This is a genomic window from Winogradskyella thalassocola, assembly GCF_900099995.1.
In the GTDB taxonomy this organism is placed as follows: Bacteria; Bacteroidota; Bacteroidia; order Flavobacteriales; family Flavobacteriaceae; genus Winogradskyella; species Winogradskyella thalassocola.
In genome coordinates, this window is record NZ_FNCZ01000005.1 from 34,681 (window position 1) to 54,914 (window position 20,234).

The window sequence follows — 20,234 nt, forward strand, 5'->3', positions numbered from 1 at the left end:
CAGAATGCATCCTAAAGTAAGTATAATTATTCCTTGTTATAATAGTGAACGTACACTTAATGAGACCTTGCAATCTGTTTTTGATCAAGATTATGAAGCATGGGAAGCAATTATGGTTAATGATGGTTCTCCTGACAATTTAGAAGCGGTTGCTTTAGAATGGGTAGAAAAAGATGATAGATTTAAATATTATAAAAAAACAAACGGTGGTTTAGGTAGTGCTAGAAACTATGGATTAAAAAAAGCATCTGGGACCTATGTTTTACCTTTAGATTCCGACAATATGGTACGGCCAGAATTTGTGAACATGGCAATTGATGTATTGGATTCCCAAAACCAAATAGGAGTCGTCTATGGAAATGCTATGTATTTTGGGGAGAAAACAGGAATTTGGAATGTGGGTGCTTTTGACCATTACAAAATGTTGAATCATAATTTTATAGATGCGTGTGCTGTAGTCCGGAAATCTCTGTTTGATAGTATTGGCGGTTATGAAGAGAATTTACCCCACCAAGGTCATGAAGATTGGGATTTTTGGTTATGTATTATGAAAACTGATTTTGAATTTATGTATTTAAATAAAATCACTTTTGATTATAGAGTATCTGGTAGCTCAATGATTAGGTCGTTTAGCGACAATATGGCGCTAGAAAACATAAATTACATCAAACAAAAGCATTCTGAATTGTATATTCATGCTTATCAAAAAGTGTACTTGGAAAATAAATATTTGAAAAGAGAACTATCAACATCGGTAATTAGAAAAGTCTTTAAAAAGTTAAAATCACTTTGAATCCTAAAGTTTCCATTTGCATCCCTACTTATAATGGTGTTAAATTTATAGCAGAAGCAATGGATTCTGCTATTTGTCAAACTTATGGCAATTTAGAAATTATAGTTTCGGATGATGCTTCAATAGATGGAACATTAAAAATTATAGAAACTTATAAGTTTAAGACAAGCATTCCCATTTCTGTTTACCATCATGAGCCTAATGGTATCGGAGCTAATTGGAATAATTGTATAAAAAAAGCAAAGGGAGATTACATAAAGTTTTTATTTCAGGATGATGTGTTGATACCTAGTTGTATAGAGCAGATGGTCAATATTCTAGAACAAAATCCTAAGTTGGGTATGGTTGCTTCTAAACGGAAGTTTATTGTTGAACAAGATTTAACCAGTGATGCAACAAAACTATGGATAGAAAAATATGGTGACTTACAAAGAGGGCTTCATTTTAAAATTAATAAAAATGTACAGATTATAGATCGTTCTCTATTTAAATCTAATGAATTTTTAAAACCACCGATAAAGAATAAAATAGGAGAACCGAGTGCTGTTTTATTTAGGAAAAGTATTACAGACATAATAGGTTTTTATAGAGAGGATTTAAAGCAAATATTAGATTATGAGTTTTGTTATCGTCTATTAAAAAAACAGGATATAGCTATTATAAACGAAAATTTAGTTAAGTTTAGGTTACATCATAACCAAGCCACTAATGTTAATAGCCATAGTAATATTAGTGATTATAAGACATATAATAGAATTCTCTTACGAGAGTATTTTTGGTGTTTAAATGCTAACGCTCGCAAAAGGTTGTTAAAGAAAGAATATAAATTGATTAATTTTCTGTTTAAGATAAAATCAAAGTTACATGGTAAATAGTATATATATTATAATTGTCACTTATAATGGCATGCCATGGTTAAAGATGTGTTTGGATAGTTGTGTTAACTATGCGGTAGTTGTTGTAGATAATGCTTCCACAGACGATACGGTTTCCTTTATCGAGACTAACTATCCTGATGTCACTTTATTTAAACAAGACCAAAATTTAGGCTTTGGGCAAGCAAATAATTTAGGCATTCGTTGTGCTTTAGACCAAGGAGCGGAGCATGTGTTTTTATTGAATCAGGATGCATATATTGTAAATAAAGCTTTAGATGATTTGGTTGCATTTCAGAAAAAGAAACCAGAGTATGGTGTGTTAAGCCCTATACATATTGCAGGAAATCAAAAAAAGTTAGATAAAAATTTTTCTAACTTTATGCTCAAAGAATATACAGATCAGTTTTATTCGGATTTTGTACTTGGCAATACTTTAGCGGAAGCCTACGATGTGCCTTTTGTAAATGCAGCAGCTTGGTTGCTTTCTCGGGAATGTTTAGAAACTGTTGGAGGTTTTGATCCTTTGTTTTTTCATTATGGAGAAGATGACAATTACTGTCAGCGAGTATTGTATCATGGTTTAAAAATAGGTGTTTTACCTAAGTCTTATGTTATTCATGACCGTGAAGATCGAAAACAAATAAAACCTCTTGAATTTAGTGATGCATATTATAATAATAGAGCAAAATTTTATAAAAAAAAATATGCGAATGTTAATGCAGATATGCAAATTGAACCAAGAGAGAATAGACTACGAAAAACAATACTAAAATTGCAATTACAATTGAAGTTCTCCAAGGCAAATGGTTTTAAGAAAGAATTATTGCTTTTAAAGGCAATGAAGCCTTTAATTATTAAAAGTAGAACTAATAATGTATTACCTGGTTCACATTATATATAATTTTTAATTTAAGTGAATTTTTAAATTAATCTAGAAAAAAGAGAATGAAGGCATACGTTCTTCTTATATAAATATACTGACAGAAAAAGTACTTTAAAAATTTATAATTATGCCAAAACAACCACTTGTTTCTATTATCATACCCACATTCAATCGGGCTCATATAATCGGAGAAACATTAGATTCCATTATAGAACAAACATACCAAAATTGGGAGTGTATTGTTGTAGATGATGGGAGTACGGATCATACCGACCAACTATTGGCTAACTATTGTCAACAAGATTCAAGAATTCAATATCACCACAGACCTAAAGATCGACCTAAGGGTGGAAATACTTGTCGCAATTATGGATTTGAATTGAGTAAGGGTGAATATGTGAATTGGTTTGATAGTGATGATTTGTATCTGCCAGATGCCATTAAAACCATTAGTGCTGCTTTTGAAACTGATACTGATGTTGTGATTAGTCCGATGGCTAGATTTGATGGTGATACAAAGCAATATTTAGGGATGAATACTATAGAGAAAGACCCCCTAATTCCGGCCTATTTAGTAGGGGAAGTTGCGTTTTACACCGATGGCCCTACTTGGAAACGTAGTTTTTTAGTGCAACAAGAATTATTATTTGATGAAGATTTACCCATTATTCAAGATTGGGATTTTAATTTACGCATGTTGTATCAAAATCCAAATATTGTGTTTCTAAAAAAAGCTCAAATAAACTATCGTGTTCATAATCAGTCCTTGCAAAAAGAATTGGCTAAGTTAAATCTACACATGATTGCCTCCGATTTTAATACGCGATATAAACATTTAGAGTTGTTAGCCAAACATTATCCAGCTGGTGTCCTCGTTTTAAAACAACTTATTTTAGACCGTCGAAAACATTTTGTGAAATTGGCATTTTCTAGAAACGATGCTTCTAAGCATAGTTTAGCACAAGATTTAATACAAACTCAGAAAGCTAATCGAGATTATATAGGTGTCATTAAAAGCTATCTAGGACTTTGGTCTTATACTTTTTTTGGTAGAGGATATTGGTTTTTTAGGTAATGAGGTTTTGGAAGTGAGAAGAGCAAAGTGTAACGCAATAAGCTATGATGAATGTAGATTGCACATTTCGTTTTTTTAGAATTCTTAAATATTATTTAGTTCCGTGATATGAATTTTTATTTATTTGTTAATTTCGTTCCTGAAAAAGAAGAACATAGAGTGAAATTTATTCTTTTAAAATTTAAATACAAGTGATAGCTATAGTTATTCCCTATTATAAAAGACTGTTTTTTAGAAAAGCATTAGAATCTTTAGCTAATCAAACTGATAAAAGGTTTAATGTTTATATTGGTGATGATGCGAGCCCTGATGATCCTAAAGATTTAATAGAGGAGTATAATGATAAGTTCAGAATAAAATATAAGAGATTTAAAAATAATCTAGGAAAAACCTCACTAACTCAACAGTGGAAAAGGTGTATAGAATTATCAGCAGATGAAGAATGGATTATGATTTTGGGTGATGATGATTATTACAGTACTAATCTTATAGCATGTTTTTATAAAAACGTTGATAATTTTAGTGGTAAATCAAATGTAGTAAGATTTGCTAAAGAGAATATTTTTAATGATCAAAATAGTATTGCAGCAGTGCAATATAATCCTGAATTGGAAACCGCTGCAGACTCGTATTACAGAAGAATAACTGGTGCAACAACGAGTACATTATCAGAATATGCTTTTACGAGAAAAATTTATGAGAAATACGGCTTTTTTGACTACCCTTTAGCATGGCATTCAGATAACCGTGCATGGATTGAGTTTACTGAAAATGGCCCAATTTATTCTATCAATGATGCGGTGGTGTCTGTAATATGTTCAGCGCAAAGTATAACAGGAAGTACCCTATACGCTGATGCAAAAAGAAAGGCAAATTTGGAGTATTATAAATATTTAATTACTAATAAATTGGACATATTTAATAAAAAGCAATCCATTAGGGTTTTGCATAAATATGAAAATGAAATTAAGCACAGAGAAAACATTACACTTAAAGAGTATTTGTTTTTATTGCCTTACTATTTAAAAAATTATGAGCAACAATCGTTTAAGAGTTTTTTAAAAAAAATGATAAAATCATCTCTGAATATAAAATGACATCAATCCTCTTAATTATTCCTTATTTCGGCAATTGGCCACTTTGGTTCGATGCATTTTTAAAGTCGTGTGAAGCCAACCCTACAATTCAATGGTTTTGTCCTACGGATTGTGTACTTCCAAAGGCTTATCCGGCAAATATTACATTTTTTTCTACGACTTTAGCAGACTTAAATAAACATGTTAATGACGTTGTAGGTGCAAAGGTTCCATTAAGTCCGCGTAAATTTTGTGATCTCAAGCCCGCTTATGCAGATATATTTGCGAAGCAAGTTAGTGATTACGATTTTTGGGGCTTCTGTGATATGGATATTATATGGGGTAATATTCGGAAGTTTATGACGCAAGATATATTGGAACAATACGATATTATTTCTAGTCGAAAAGAGGCTATTTCAGGACATTTTAATTTATTTAGAAATACCCCAGAAATAAATGCATTGTATAAGCAGTTGCCTGATTATAAAACCCTATTTGAAGTTCCTGAATTTAAATGGACAGATGAAATAGTTCTTTCTAATTTTATAAAGGAAGATGAAGTGTTCAAATCGATGAACTTAAAAGTATATTGGCCTTTCATACTTTGTAATCAAGAAAATGGACACGACTCTCACCAAGAATATTATTTAGATAAATGGCTTTGGAAGGATGGTGCAATATTAAAACTGAAAAAAGGACAACCAGTAAATGAAGTGATGTATTTACATTTTATTAATTGGAAACGTACTATAAAATATAACGATGTTCAGTTTGAAGGTATTCAAACCAACTTTTATATTTCGTACACCGGTCTGCATTATCATTTGCATACTGAATGGCAACACTTTTTAAACATTTTTAAGAACGTTTTTAATGGGTATTGGATAAAAGAAAAAAGAAGACGAAAAAAACTGAAAAGGAAAAGTTTTATAAAACGAGTTAAACGAAAATTAAGAATAGATTAAATATGTTTTTATTTACACATATTGAAAAATGTGGGGGGACTTCCTTTAATGAAGTTTTAAGTTTAACCTATCCTCGTTATTTTCATGTAACCAAAAATAAATACGGAGGAAATGAAACACGTAATGACTTAACGAGTATACAGTATCATAAAATCATGAATTATTGCCCTCAAGGTATAGGAGGACATAGTGTGCGTCCTTATTTTGATTTTTTACCACAGTCAAAAAGGATAACTTTTTTTAGAGATCCTTTAGAGCGATATTTATCACAATATAATCATATGGCAGAGAGAGGATGGGTGACCTCTATTGATGATTTTTTGGAAATAAATTTTTATAGTAATTTCATAACAAAAAAAATATCAGGGGTAGATGGAGACATAAATTATGCTATAACCCTTTTAGATAATTACGAATTTATAGGAGATGTAAACAGGTATAATAAATCTTTAAATTATCTTCAAGATGTATTACATGTAAAATTGATAGGAAGTATAAATCAAAAAAATGTAAGAAAATTTAATAAAAATTATTTGAATCTTAATGATTTGTCTGAAAAACAATATTATAAAGCAGAACAAAACAATCAGCTAGATATAAAATTATATGAAAAGTATATTTTAAGTAAAAATATTTTAAATCAATATAATGATGATATTATTTTAAAGAAACCATCAAAATTAAGATTGAAATTACTTTCAAAGATTAATACTTATAAAAAATATAAAATAATAACTCCTTTAAGATTAGAATAGTTTGAAAGAAACCATTTCTCTACTACATCCTTTTTCAGCTAAATCCGTGGGTTTAAAACCTACAGATTTATACTACTTTCATAGTAAGCCACATGAAAATGCTTTGCGTGGTTTACAAAGAAAAGGCTATGGTGTCGCAATAGATTATTTTACGAGTTCATTTTTTCCTTATGCTAAAACGATAAAAGGTGTTAAAAAACGTTTTTGGCCTGTCAGTTGGCCTATATTAAAAAAGCGACATGCTTGGAAAAAACAACATTCAATATTTAATTATTTATACACTAGTGTTATGCCTTCAACACTTACGATTATAAATATGTCAGGACACGGCAGTGCCTACTGTTTTAATTTAGCAGCTTTATTAAAAAAGCAAAATAAACCGTATATCGCTATGATAGGAGGTATGCACATGGGAAACTCAAAAGACGTTTTAAATTATTATAACAATGCCAATCACATTATTGTACATACACAGGTTCAAAAAGATATTTTAAAACAAACTAATGGATTTAGGGATTTAGAAATAAAAGTGATGCCATTAGGTGTGGATACGAGCTTGTTTAAACCCCGGTTTAACGTAAAAGAAAAATCTAGCTTGTTATATGTGGGACGTATTTCACGATTAAAGCAAATAGAGTGTGCCATAGATTCACTCGTGTATCTGAATAAAAAAGGAGTAACGGGAGTAAACTTGACTATTATAGGTCCTATAAGTGATACTGAATATCATAAAGAATTACAAGAAAAAGTACGAAGCCTAGGATTAGAATCTCAAATACATTTTAAAGGTCCACTAAAACAGGAGAATTTAATACCTTATTATCAAAGCGCCACATTACTTTTAATGCCTAGCAAACATGAGTCTTTCGGTATGGTTATGGTCGAAGCTATGGGATGTGGTACACCTGTAGTAGCTTTTCGAGGCTCAGGTGGCCCAGATGAAATTGTGACTAATAACGTTACAGGAGTATTGTGCGAGGACGTTAATTATAGTCAACAGGTTTATAATTTATTAGTAAATAAGAAAGTATTAGATGACATGAGTCGTAGTGCGGTGTTAGACGTTATGCAGCATTGGAGTTTAGATTATACCGCCCATTGCTTAGAGGATTCAGTTAAATTTGCATTAGAAAAATTTTAAATGAAACCAAGATATACTGTAATAATATATACTCCACAAGATTTAAATCATTCGTCATATATGCAAACAGGCTTATTTGAACTTGAAAATATGGGATTGATAAGGTGTGAATTAAAAATTGATATTTCCAAGAAGGTAGGACGGATAAGTACAGAAACGGGTAAGTCGTTAATTAGTAATCACCCACAACAAAAAACGTCTTTTTATAAACTTATTGATCACTACTTGAGTAAAGAGTTTTTTTTTGCAGGGGATTTGTATGATATTTCGCATTTTTTTTCACAATATGCATTAGAAAATTGTGATTTTATTTTTAAGAGGAATTATGTGTCGAAAGATATCGATTGCTTGGAATCTGAATTTAAAAATAAGATTTACCCAATGGGCTTGACTTTGGGAGTTCAAGGTTCAAGTCGGAAGTTTTGGGGGCTTCTAAAATTATCATATTTTTTTGCTAATTTGAATCTGAAGCTGAAGTTAGATAGGAATTTGATTAAAAGAATTCGAAATGTTATAAGCCATACTTCTCGCCATATCGAATACGTTACCCGCGGAAGGTCAATTGATTTATTAGAAAAAACACCTGAATCAACAGAATTGAATGTGTTTTATCAAGTTCGTTGTTTCCCACAAATACATGATGAAAATGTTAAAATTATTCATAGAGAGAGAAGCTCATTAATTAGATTATTAAAAAATCAATTAAATGATTTTTATTTGGGAGGTATTGTGCCAGGAGAAATTTCTAATACTTATTACAAAGATTGTTTAACCACCTTACCAACAGACCCTGTCTCCTATATTGCACAAATCAAGAAATCTAGTATCTGTATTTATACCAAAGGACTTCAAAATTCACCTGCTCGAAAATTGTCAGAATATTTATCACAAGGAAAATGCATAGTCGCAGAAAGATTTGAAACCGAGTTACCTGTGCCTTTAGAGAATGGAAAAAATATAATTTATTTTGATTCTCCAGAACATTGTGTTGAAATATGTAAGGAATTATTGAAGAATCCAAAAAAAGTAAAACTTCTTTCTAAAAATGCCAGAGTTTATTTTGAAACCCATGTACACCCTGTTAAAAATGTAAAGCGTATTTTGGAACTTATGTTAAACCATAAAATAAATTAACTATTGGGTCATACGCTATTTATACATCACAGATCTAAGCACCATGCTAAAAACTCGGGTTATAGTAGATTGGTAGATTACTATAAAGGTTCTGCCTCGGTAAATGGAGATCAAAATTTACCATTTATAGCGGCAAAACAATGGGCTAAAATGGCTAAAAAGCAAGCCGGTTTATATGATGCAGGAAGCGTTTTTAAAGAATATGCGCTCTATAAATCATTAAAAAACAGAGATAAACAAGAGCCTACGACTGTTCATTATTTAAATGGTGAACGCGATATTCGATACATTGTGCGGTATGGAAGCGTATTTAAAAACACTAGATTTTGTGCAACGTTTCATAAACCACCAAAAACTTTAGACACTCTAATTCATAATACTAATTATATAGGTCGTTTAGATGGTGCTGTTTGTGTTGGGGAAAATCAGGTCAATTATATAAAAGAGCGTTTTAAAATCCCCAAAGTAAAGTACATATCTCATGGAGTAGATAGTCAGTTTTTTGTACCTGCATTGCATAAAGCGTATAAACAACCTATATTATTATTTGTCGGACAGCACATGCGCGATTTTGAGGCTTTAAATTATTGTGTGCCTAAATTGTCAGAAGCAATTCCGGATTTAAAAGTACATGTGGTTATTCATAAGGCTTATGTGAATAAAATACGACCACATCGCTGTATTAAGGTCTTTAGTGGTATTAATGATGATATGCTATTAGAAAAGTACCAAGAAGCTACTGCTTTATTTTTGCCTTTACTAGATAGTACTGCTTGTAATTCTATTTTAGAAGGTTTGGCTTGCGGATTACCAATTATAACGACAGATGTTGGTGGGAATTCGGGATACTTAAAAAGCACAGATGCTGTATTAACAAAATTGGGTGATTATGATGATTTAATAGAGCGCACTATAAAAATTGTTTTAAATGAAAGTCTATTAGAAACAATGCGTAAAAAAAGTAGAATGAAGGGGGAAGCCTTAGATTGGAAATTTGTAGCCAGTGACGTAAATGATTTTCATGCGTCTTTATTTTAAATACATAAAAGTAAATGTCTCTTGTTTTTTTATAATTTATAAAATTAGTTTTTGAAACCACCATTTAAAATCGCTATATACACAGGTCTTATTCCGAATACGACGTTTATAGAAACGCTCATTGCTGGAGTGGCTAAAGAGCATGAGGTTTTACTTTTTGGTACCGTTAAAAAAAAGACCAGTTATCCTTCTAAGCGTATTAAAATTATAGATACGCCCACGTCGTTATACAGAAATATACCGTTGACACTTTGGAGAACCCTAAAGTTGGGTGTTCAGCATCCTAAACGGTTATCATTGGCTATAAAAGAAGCGAAAACCTATCCTACATTGTATACCAAATGGCTTCGGTTTTCACGTTTTGTGCCAGTGTTATTACACGCTCCAGATATATTTCATTTGCAATGGACAAGCCGTATAGACCGTTGGTTGTTTTTAAAATCGGCATATCCATGTCATATTGTAGTAAGTTTGTTAGGATCGCAAGCTGCTATTTTACCTTATATAGACCCAGAGGTGTTTAAGCGTTATCAACGCTGTCTTCCTAAAGTAGATGCTATACATTCCATTTCTGAACATTTAGGGCGTCAAGCAGCAAATTTTAATGTCCGTGCAGAGCGCGTTCATGTGATTTCTACTCCTATTTCGACGGCTGCTTTTTCCTACTATAAGCCTTTTATAAAACGGGGTGTTAAACCATTTCGGTTGGTATCTGTAGGACGACATCATTGGGTAAAAGGTTATCGTTATGGGATACAAGCGGTACATCAGCTTATTCAGTCTGGCGTAGACGTTAATTACACGATAATTGCTGCAGGGAACATTCCGGAAGATCTTTTATTTCAGGTCAACCAATTGGGATTACAAGATTATATAACCTTTAAGCCAGGTTTACCTCAAGAGGCATTGTTTGAGCACTTACAAACATATGATGCTTTGCTATTGCCAAGCTTAAGTGAAGGTATTGCCAATGTGGTACTGGAAGTCATGGCTATAGGTCTGCCTGTGATTTCTTCAAATTGTGGAGGTATGGCCGAGGTTGTGATTCCCTACAAAACAGGATGGTTGGTACCTGTTAGAGATGCTAAAGCCCTTGCTGATGCTGTTATTGATTGTATGCAAGTTGACGTTGAAGATAAGCGTAAAATTATACAACAGGCTTATGATTTGGTAAATGCTAATTATCATGAAGCACATAGTATTGCACAGATGCTGCAACTTTATGATGAGGTAGTTGGGAGTGATGTTGAAGTGAATAAAGTGTAAAGTTTGAAGTGGGAAATGGGAAATTGAATTTGAACTCGAATTTGAGGTTGAATTTGAAGAAGAACCCTTTCGCCTTTGTTTTCTTTAAGGGAAAACAAATCCACTTTCACTTGAAAAAAGGGAAGGATCTAGAATGATAGGATTTAATAGAGATAGGGAATAGGAGTTAGGGAATACGTGTATGTGCTCTTGTGTTTATAACTTACCTTTGTCAGTGTCATAGTTATTTGAACTAATTACAAAATTATGGGCAAACGTCTTAAAATTGCTGTTTTTTCAGGAACCATTCCGAGCACTACTTTTATTGAGCATTTAATAAAAGGAGTATCTCAAACACATAAGGTGTTACTGTTTGGTGTGCAAACTAAGCCTGTAGCTTATGAATCTGAACACATTAAGGTTTATGATACACCAAAATCCCATGTAAAGAATGCCGTTGTAAGTAGTTATAGATTACTGCAGTTGGTTCTTAAATCTCCAAAAGATGCGGTAAAATTATACCGACATACATCTCAATTTAAAAAGCGCTATGAGCGATGGGTTTGGTTTACTAAAGTCTTGCCTATAATACTGCACAAACCTGATGTATTTCATATTCAATGGGCTAAAGATGTGGCATTTTATACGGTATTACAGGATGCATTTGGTATTCCTATTGTAGTGAGTTTACGTGGAGCTCATATTAATTATACACCTATAGTAGATTTGAGTACGGCAATAATTTACAAGCAAGAATTCCCTAAAATAAAAGCTTTTCATGCCGTTTCTAAGGCTATTGGTGAAGAGGTAAAACTTTATGGAGCTAAAGCCCCTAGTATCCATACTATTCATTCTCCGATTCCGCCTTTCTTTTTTGATCATTATAGGGCTTGCGAAACAGTACAAGATAAAACTATACGCTTGGTTTCCGTTGGACGTTTTCATTGGGTTAAGGGTTATGAGACAGCACTAGATGCTGTAGCGCTATTAAAAAATAAAGGCTATAATATTCACTATACTATTGTTGGGCCAGATGAGTTTACTGAAGCCTTATTATTTCAATGCCATCAGCTCAACCTAGTAGATAACGTTGCTTTGGTTGGAGCTATGCCTCAAACAGAACTAATTTCGTTTTTACGACAATTTCACGGTATGTTATTGCCTAGTTTAAAAGAGGGTATTGCTAATGTGGTATTAGAAGCTATGGCTGTGGGCTTACCTGTGGTGTCTACCGATTGTGGTGGTATGGCAGAAGTTGTGATTCCTAATGAGACGGGATGGTTGGTGCCTGTAAGAGATTCCGAAGCTATGGCTGATGCTGTGATAGCTTTGAGTGAAACGTCAGAATTAGAATTGCATGCGATAACGAAACGCGCCCATGAGTTGGTTAAGCGTGAATTTAATGCAGAGGATAGTATTGCCCAGTTTGTGAGGTTGTATGAAGGGGTAGTGGGTGGTTGAAACTGAACTCGAAGTTGAAACTGAACTCGAACTCGAACTCGAAGTTGAAGTTGAACTCGAAGTTGAAGTTGAAGTTGAAGTTGAAGTTTAAACTGAAGCTGAATTTGAAGAAAACCCTTTCGACTTTGAATTTTTTGATGAAATCAAATTTCCCTTCCTTTGAAATTATTATATTCGTCGTGCTATTACACTATGAAAACAATCACCACACCAATAATCCCTGTTACACCCACTTATGCTAAGGTAGAAGCACCTCATGAACTGCATTTGGAAGCCATCTGTGTTTTTGCGGCTATCGGTTTTTTTTTAGATACAGATACCTATTGGAAAGATGAGGTAGTGTTACGACCTGGATGTCAATATACCATTTCAGATGATGGTTATCTCTTAGAGAGTATTCCTTGGTTTGAATGGCACTATACGCCTGATAAAACCCGTGATTTTGACGCGACTTTACATGAATTTACTACGCTGTTCGAATCCATTATAGAAGAACAAACGGTTGGTAAAAAGGTGATTTTACCCTTGTCTGGTGGTTTAGATAGTAGAACACAGGCTGTAGCCTTACAACATTTAAAAGCATCTGTGAATAGTTATAGTTATGATTTTCAGGGAGGTTATAAAGAAACTCAGATAGCAAAAGCTATTGCTAAAGTTTGTGATTTCGATTTTACAGCCTATTCCATTCCAAACGGTTATTTATGGGATGTGATAGATGATTTAGCAACATTGAATCGATGTGAGTCTGATTTTACCGCGCCACGGCAAATGGCAATAGTTGATGAATTTGATACTATGGGTGAGGTATTTTCATTAGGCCATTGGGGAGATGTGTTGTTTGATGATATGGGAGTTAGAGATGATTTACCATTAAAGGAACAGGTAAATGTCCTTCATAAAAAACTAATTAAAAAAGGAGGACGCGATTTAGCCGTACAACTTTGGACGCATTGGAATTTAGAAGGCGATTTTGACTCTTATTTTGAAAGTCGTATTTCTACATTGCTTTCCGCTATAGATATTCCTAACAGTGCTAATGCGCGCATTAGAGCATTTAAAAGCTTATTTTGGGCACCACGCTGGACATCCGTAAATTTAGCTGTGTTTGCTAGTAAACATCCCGTAACTTTACCGTATTACGATCAACGAATGTGCGAGTTTATTTGTACAGTTCCAGAAGCTTTTTTAGCCAACCGAGAGTTGCAAATCGCTTATATAAAAAAACGAGCTCCAAAACTAGCCAAAATTACATGGCAAGAGCAAAGACCATTTAATCTCTATACCTATCCTAAAAATAAGATACCTTATAATTTGCCATACCGTATTACCAATAAAATGGAAAGAGTCTTCCAGGAAATTTTAGGAAAGAAATATGTAGAACGAAATTGGGAGCTTCAATTTTTGGGTGTTAGTAATGAAAAGAAATTATATGACTGTTTATCACATAAAAATTTTAGTGATTTTATATCGAAAGACATTGTAGACGACGCCTATTATGGTCTGCAAACAAAAACGCCTTTAATTTATGCACATCAAGTGAATATGTTGCTGGTCTTGGCTCAATTTAAACGATTTAAAAATGAGTAGACCCTTACGTATTCTGTTTACTATTCCAAATTTTAAGACGGCTGGTAGTCAATATGTGTTATTAGCATTAATCGCTAGGCTAAATAAACATAATTTTAATGTTATAGTAGGTATTGAGAATCATTGGGATGAAGCAAAAAAAGTAATTCCAGAAAGTGATTTGGTAGAACTACCAAAGCTTTTTAAAGTTTCTAAAATAAGTTTCCTAAAGCAGTATATTAAGGTTCTTAAAAAGAATCAAATAGATTTAGTACATTCTTGGGATTATAAATCGAATTATTTAGAGCCCTTGGCTTGTAGATTGTCAGGTGTAAAATATTTGTACACAAAAAAAAATAATTCATGGTCTCGCTCTTGGCAATTAAAAAGTCTATTTTCTCATTTTATTGCCTATGACCAACCTGAAATGAAAAAGCGGTTTTTTTCGAATAAACATTATGCGAATAAAATAAAACTAATTCCACATGGTGTGGATTTATTAAAGTTTTTTCCATTAGAAAAAACGACAAATTCTACATTTAATTTATGTTATGTTGGAAATGTAAATAGAAATAAAAATCAATTATTTGTATTGAAGGCGATGTTGAATCTTCCTGATAATATTCATTTAAATTTGTTTGGAAAGAGTGATTCTAATTATAAAAAAGAGTTAGGGTTATTTATTCAGAATAATAATTTAAAACATCGTGTGCACTTTCATGGGTTTATTAATCAAGATCATTTGCCCAAAATGTTAAATTACCAGGATGTTTTAATACTGTCCTCTTTTGAAGAAGGGCTGCCAATATGTTTACTAGAGGCAATGGCTTGTGGGTTACCTGTATTAAGTTCCGATTCTGGTGGAGGTACTCGTTTTATATTAGAGGAAACAATGAGTGATGCTTTGTTTTCCCTTGATGACGTAAATGATTTAGTATTAAAATGTAAACGATTATCGTCAGATAGAAAAATTTATGATGATTTTAAAGTGAAAGGGGAAAAGTGTGTTAAAGATCGTTTTTCTATAGAAAAAGAAGTGTTGAGTTATAATATTTTATACAATAAGGTAATTGCTACGAAGTAGAATTAAGAAAATGATCATTTTATGCATATAGCTCTCATACTATCCCAGCCACCAGGCTATTCCGAGACTTTTTTTAAATCAAAAATTAAAGGCTTGCAAGACGCAGGTCATCAGGTGAGTTTGTTTGTTTATAAAGATGACCCTAGGTTTACAGACTGTAAGGTTCTTCCAATGCCTAAAGTACATGCTAATCCTATTCGTCAATTTTTTGCGACACTAGGAGTCATTTTTGGTTTACTACCTTATTTAAAAAGGGTAATACGCTATGTGAAACTAGAGCTTAAAGCCGGGAGAGAACTTAAACAGGTTTTTAAATATATTTATATAAATGCAACAATTTTGAAGTCAGATGCAGAATGGCTACATTTTGGTTTTGCAACCTTAGCTTTACAAAGTGAACATGTCGCTAAGTCTATAGATGCAAAAATGGCGGTAAGTTTGAGAGGATTTGATATTGCTATTTATCCGTTAAAACATTCTGGCTGTTATGATCGATTATGGCAGCTAGTGGATAAAGTACATACCATTTCAGATGATTTATTACTTTGTGCCTATAATCAAGGGCTATCTAGAAATAACGCTGTAGCTAAAATAACACCTGCAATTTCAATGGAGTTATTTAATACAGGTGCCGCTAATAAAAATTTCAAGACTAAGCCTATAAAAATATTGACTGTTGGAAGATTATTTTGGAAAAAAGGTGTAATCGATATGTTGGAAGCATTGTCTATTCTAAAAAAAGAAAAAATTGATTTTGAATATCAAATTATAGGTGAAGGTGAGCAAAAAGAAGAAATTCTGTTTGCAATTTATCAGTTAGGATTAGAAAATGAGGTTTCTTTGCTAGGTGTAAAAACACCAAGGGAGGTTAAGGAATTAATGGAAATATCTCATATTTATATGCAATATAGTCATTCGGAAGGCTTTTGTAATGCGGTTTTAGAGGCTCAGGCTATGGGGCTGTTATGTATAGTGTCGGATGCAGAAGGGTTATCAGAAAATATCATAGATGGTGAAACTGGTTGGGTTGTGCCAAAGCGACAGCCAAGATTACTAGCAAAAACTCTAGAATCCGTTATAGAGCTAGATGATGTTATTAAAAACCAATTTTCTGAACGGGCCAAAGCACGTGTTAAACAAGAATTTACATTAGAACAACAACAAGCTAAGTTTGTGGAGTTTTATAATTGAAGATAATTAAAAATGACATTCTACTTTCCAAAACGGCATTACGATAAATCATTTCGTGGTCAAACCTTCCCATTATTAAAGCCTTTTTTGAAGGGTGAGGATTTTTCCGATGAAGAGCGTAAAGCTATGTACAGTATTTCAAAAGAAGACGTAGCGTTTGTCGATGTTTTAGAGGCTTCAGATGTGGCAATATTAACGATGTCCTGGAATTATTATGTAAAGACCAAGCAGCAATCTAAAGCTCTTCAGTTTATAAAAGCGACCCAGCGATTAAATATAACCACTTGGGTAGTGCTATTAGATGATGTAGGCATAGATTTTCCTGATTTTCCTCATGTAAAATTATTTAGGCAAAGCGGATACAGGTCTAGAGTTCCTAAATGGCATATTGGCTTACCGGTTTTTATTTCTGATCCATTAAAAGTTCAATATAACAAGGGTACTATTTTTGAGCGTCCCTATACTAAAAATCCTACCATAGGTTTTTGTGGGTTTGCAACATCAAAGGTTGTACTAGCTATAAAGACGAAATTTAAAATTGGCTTAAAAAACCTTAGCTATTATTTAAAATTAAGCTCGCAAGAGCCTGAGGCTATAATGGCTGCTGCACTATGGAGACATAGTATCCTAAAACGAATGGAGAATCACCAAGGTCTTATTACAAATTTTATTTATAGAGCAAAGTATCGCGCAGGGTCGCAAAATGAAACCCAACGCGCGACATCGACAGCAGAGTTTTTTAACAATATAAAAGATTCTGATTATGTGGTTTGTGTAAGAGGAGCAGGAAATTTTTCAGTACGTTTGTATGAAACCTTGGCGATGGGACGTATCCCGGTTTTTGTGAATACTGATTGTATATTGCCTTATACAGAAGCAATAGATTGGAAACAACATGTCGTTTGGGTTGAATCTTATGAAGTTCATAAAATAGGGGCTATTGTATATGAATTTCATAAAGCATTAAGTGAAGATAACTTTGTTCAATTACAGCAAAGAAATAGATGTTTATGGGAAAATAAACTTCAATTAAAAGGATTGTTGTAAAAAGAAATATATGAGTCATCAATGTACCTATTTTAAAGCAGATGTAAAAAGGATGCTGGGAAAGCATAAGATTAGAATTTTGCACATTTGGTTAAGCCGAAGTTTTATTGGTGTTTTTCTTTATCGCATGGAACGGGGTTTGTATTTAGCATTGGGAAAATCATATCGTATAGTTAGAATCTTATTTTTACCTTTTATTTTACCAATGCAGTCCTATTCTAATATTGATATTCATTATAAAGCAGCTATTAAAGGTGGACTTTTAATATTACATCCTTCTGTTGGCTGTGTCATTTCTGGGGCAGCTGATATTGGTAAAAACTTAACTTTAGTAGGAGGAAATGTAATAGGGCTAAAAGAAGATGCGTCCAATAATAAATTTAGAATTGGAGATAATTGCAGTCTTGGAGCAAATGCGACTATACTAGGACCAATAGAACTGGGGGATTATATTAAAATAGGTGCCTCTGCTTGCGTAATTCATGATTTTTTAGAAAATAATTCAACGTTAATAGGTGTACCTGCAAAACAACTAAATAATAATAAATAATTATTATTTTTTATATAAATATGAGCATCAAAAAAATAGGATTAATAATTTATAATACAATCCCAAAAAACGTAAAAAACTATTTAGGAGAGATTAAATGGTTAAAACCATTAAGAGATTCATTGTTCCGGAGCAAAGGACGTTACAAGGAAGTGGAAACAATCATAAAGAGAAGTTATCAAAACTATGATGTTGAATTTAAGCTTTTATCATCTTTTCGGGTGAGTGCTAAGGCTGCCAATCGCGGAATTGAAACTAAGCTTTTAAATAGGTCTATTGTGTTATTAAATAAGTTTAAGCCTCATCATGATGATCTCACCGTTTTGGATGTTGGTGCTAATTTTGCGTTTTTAAGTTTAGTCTGGGCAAACACAATCGCTAAAAATGGACAAACAATTGCTTTTGAGCCAAGCATTAATTTAGTATCAACGATTAATAAATCTATAAAATTAAATAATTTACAAACTAGATTAGTTGTTGAGAATAATGCTGTAGGAAATGAGAATAAAGAGGTAGAGCTATTTATTAGCAATTCAACTTCTAATGTTTTGGATGTAAAAGGTTCTGATGTCATTCAAAAAATTGAAATGATAACATTAGATGCCTATATTGATAAAACTGAATTAAAGCGTTGTGATTTGTTAAAAATTGATGTAGATGGTATTGAATTAGATATATTGCAAGGTGCCGTTAAATTAATAAAACAATTTAAGCCCATTTTAATTGTAGAAACAAATGAAAATATCAAAATTATAGATTATATAAAAAATCTCGATTATACTATATTAGGTATTGATTTAAATGAATTGACTGAAACAAATCCACTTCCATTAAACGTTTTTTGTATTCCAAATGAAGCCTATCTTTAAATTTATTAATTACTTACAACCCACGCATTATTTTGTCTTAAAAAAAAATGACGGGCATTCTGTATTTCCCTTAGTTAAAAATCTACCAGCAGAAATCGTTGAACAATTAGAGTCAGATCATCAGTATAAATCGGATAAAGCTAAAGCATATGATTTGTCATGGCAAGCCGTTCAGAAAGGGTATATTGGTAAAGCAGAAACCTATACACAATTTGAAAACGTGCCAGTTGTAGATAATTACAGGTTTGCACGGAAGTATTTTAGTTCGTTTTGGGTGTTGTATATTTTAATTGTTCGTCTTTTTAGTTTTTATAATCCCATAACAGAGGTGCTTGGATGGTGGAAGACTCGTAAGGTTTCGCGCAGCACTTATTTAGAAATACCGCTAGTAAATTCAGAGTATGATGCTTTTAATTCCGAGTTGATACTACAGAAGCCTTTTATTAGTGTGATTATCCCAACTTTAAATCGTTATCCATATTTAAAGGATGTATTACAAGATTTGGAGCAACAAGATTACACGCATTTTGAGGTTATTGTTATCGATCAATCGACGCCATTTCAATCTGATTTTTATAATGATTTTCAATTAGAGATTCAGGTAGTCCATCAAGAAGAAAAAGCATTGTGGTTAGCTAGGAATCGAGCGATAAAAATGGCGAAAGGTGATTATATTCTATTGTTTGATGATGATAGCCGTGTCGATAAAAATTGGATAAGTGAACATTTAAAAGGCTTGGATTTTTTTAAAGCAGATCTGACTTCTGGAGTTTCTATTTCTGAAGTTGGAGCTCCTACACCAGCGCATTATGCATATTTTAAAATTAGTGATCAATTAGATACGGGAAATGTTTTGTTAAAAAAGGCTGTTTTTGAAGCTATTGGTCTCTTCGATAGGCAATTTGAAAAACAACGTATGGGTGATGGTGAGTTTGGTTTGCGGTCGTATTTAGCAGGCTATTTAAATATTTCTCACCCCTACGCCAAACGCTTACATTTAAAAGTAGGAAGTGGCGGTTTACGAGATATGGGCAGTTGGGATGCTTTTAGAACCAATTCGTTATTTGAACCGCGTCCTATACCTAGTGTACTTTACTACTTTAGACGGTATTGGGGACATACGGCAGCACGATGGGCTTTATTGCGAACGGTACCATTATCGATTATGCCGTACCGCTTTAAAGGCTCGAAACCGATGATGCTTTTGGGTGCCTTGGTTTCTTTGTTTATTTTGCCTTTGGTGGTCTTTCAGGTGATTAAGTCTTGGAGGTTGGCTGGTGCGAAATTAGATGAAGGGGCTCTTGTAGAAAAGTTAAAAATTAAAAGTGAAAAGTGGGAAGTAAAAAGTTAGTTGAAACCTTCCGTCTTTGTTTTCTTTTGAGGAAAACAAATACACCTTCCCTTATAAATAGGGGAAGAGCTGAGCTGGATTACTGGAAAATTGGATTTAATATGAATTTGAGATTGGATTTGGGAAATACTT

Annotated in this window: 19 protein-coding genes; all 19 read left to right on the forward strand. The window is 32.8% G+C overall.

All coding sequences use genetic code 11. The features are described from left to right. The first annotated feature begins 4 nt into the window (after positions 1 to 4). Positions 5 to 793: a glycosyltransferase family 2 protein gene (locus tag BLT80_RS12690; RefSeq protein WP_092468570.1), complete on the forward strand. Its 789-nt coding sequence runs from the start codon at positions 5 to 7 to the stop codon at positions 791 to 793. After that, positions 790 to 1,668, forward strand: coding sequence for a glycosyltransferase family 2 protein (locus BLT80_RS12695; RefSeq protein ID WP_175455609.1), 879 nt, complete (start codon positions 790 to 792; stop codon positions 1,666 to 1,668). Before BLT80_RS12690 ends, BLT80_RS12695 begins: the two co-directional genes overlap by 4 nt. Continuing rightward, positions 1,658 to 2,572 carry a glycosyltransferase family 2 protein gene (locus tag BLT80_RS12700; RefSeq protein WP_092468574.1) on the forward strand — a complete coding sequence of 305 codons (915 nt, stop codon included), beginning with the start codon at positions 1,658 to 1,660 and terminating at the stop codon, positions 2,570 to 2,572. The genes BLT80_RS12695 and BLT80_RS12700 overlap by 11 nt, the downstream gene beginning before the upstream one ends. 109 nt (positions 2,573 to 2,681) lie before the next feature. Continuing rightward, a complete protein-coding gene (locus BLT80_RS12705; protein ID WP_092468576.1) occupies positions 2,682 to 3,629 on the forward strand; it encodes a glycosyltransferase family 2 protein in 948 nt (315 codons plus the stop codon). Positions 3,630 to 3,820: 191 nt separating this feature from the next. Then, positions 3,821 to 4,726 (forward strand): glycosyltransferase family 2 protein, encoded by a 906-nt coding sequence (locus BLT80_RS12710; protein WP_175455610.1) that lies wholly within the window; start codon positions 3,821 to 3,823, stop codon positions 4,724 to 4,726. Beyond that, positions 4,723 to 5,670: a DUF6625 family protein gene (locus BLT80_RS12715; protein WP_092468580.1), complete on the forward strand. Its 948-nt coding sequence runs from the start codon at positions 4,723 to 4,725 to the stop codon at positions 5,668 to 5,670. Before BLT80_RS12710 ends, BLT80_RS12715 begins: the two co-directional genes overlap by 4 nt. 2 nt (positions 5,671 to 5,672) lie before the next feature. Continuing rightward, a complete protein-coding gene (locus BLT80_RS12720; protein ID WP_092468582.1) occupies positions 5,673 to 6,425 on the forward strand; it encodes a sulfotransferase family 2 domain-containing protein in 753 nt (250 codons plus the stop codon). 1 nt (position 6,426) lies between these two features. Beyond that, on the forward strand, positions 6,427 to 7,566 hold the full coding sequence (locus BLT80_RS12725) for a glycosyltransferase family 4 protein (protein ID WP_092468584.1): 1,140 nt from the start codon (positions 6,427 to 6,429) through the stop codon (positions 7,564 to 7,566). Then, complete coding sequence (locus BLT80_RS12730; protein ID WP_092468586.1) at positions 7,567 to 8,700, forward strand: glycosyltransferase; 1,134 nt, start codon at positions 7,567 to 7,569, stop codon at positions 8,698 to 8,700. A gap of 3 nt (positions 8,701 to 8,703) precedes the next feature. Continuing rightward, positions 8,704 to 9,738 (forward strand): glycosyltransferase family 4 protein, encoded by a 1,035-nt coding sequence (locus BLT80_RS12735; RefSeq protein ID WP_139181068.1) that lies wholly within the window; start codon positions 8,704 to 8,706, stop codon positions 9,736 to 9,738. 51 nt (positions 9,739 to 9,789) lie between these two features. Further along, positions 9,790 to 11,004, forward strand: coding sequence for a glycosyltransferase (locus BLT80_RS12740; RefSeq protein ID WP_092468590.1), 1,215 nt, complete (start codon positions 9,790 to 9,792; stop codon positions 11,002 to 11,004). A gap of 246 nt (positions 11,005 to 11,250) precedes the next feature. Then, positions 11,251 to 12,444, forward strand: a complete 1,194-nt coding sequence (locus BLT80_RS12745; RefSeq protein WP_092468592.1) for a glycosyltransferase family 4 protein — start codon at positions 11,251 to 11,253, stop codon at positions 12,442 to 12,444. Between the two features lie 192 nt (positions 12,445 to 12,636). Further along, positions 12,637 to 14,031, forward strand: a complete 1,395-nt coding sequence (locus BLT80_RS12755) for an asparagine synthase-related protein (protein WP_092468594.1) — start codon at positions 12,637 to 12,639, stop codon at positions 14,029 to 14,031. Then, the gene (locus BLT80_RS12760) at positions 14,024 to 15,094 is read left to right on the forward strand and encodes a glycosyltransferase family 4 protein (RefSeq protein WP_092468596.1); all 1,071 of its coding nucleotides are present in this window, start codon (positions 14,024 to 14,026) and stop codon (positions 15,092 to 15,094) included. Before BLT80_RS12755 ends, BLT80_RS12760 begins: the two co-directional genes overlap by 8 nt. 93 nt (positions 15,095 to 15,187) lie before the next feature. Beyond that, positions 15,188 to 16,285 (forward strand): glycosyltransferase family 4 protein, encoded by a 1,098-nt coding sequence (locus tag BLT80_RS12765; protein WP_245710251.1) that lies wholly within the window; start codon positions 15,188 to 15,190, stop codon positions 16,283 to 16,285. 12 nt (positions 16,286 to 16,297) lie between these two features. Beyond that, positions 16,298 to 17,332, forward strand: a complete 1,035-nt coding sequence (locus BLT80_RS12770) for an exostosin domain-containing protein (protein WP_092468599.1) — start codon at positions 16,298 to 16,300, stop codon at positions 17,330 to 17,332. Between the two features lie 10 nt (positions 17,333 to 17,342). Next, a complete protein-coding gene (locus tag BLT80_RS12775; protein WP_092468601.1) occupies positions 17,343 to 17,882 on the forward strand; it encodes a DapH/DapD/GlmU-related protein in 540 nt (179 codons plus the stop codon). 20 nt (positions 17,883 to 17,902) lie between these two features. Next, a complete protein-coding gene (locus tag BLT80_RS12780; protein ID WP_092468603.1) occupies positions 17,903 to 18,751 on the forward strand; it encodes an FkbM family methyltransferase in 849 nt (282 codons plus the stop codon). Next, a complete protein-coding gene (locus BLT80_RS12785) occupies positions 18,735 to 20,102 on the forward strand; it encodes a glycosyltransferase family 2 protein (protein WP_092468605.1) in 1,368 nt (455 codons plus the stop codon). The genes BLT80_RS12780 and BLT80_RS12785 overlap by 17 nt, the downstream gene beginning before the upstream one ends. Positions 20,103 to 20,234: the final 132 nt, after the last annotated feature.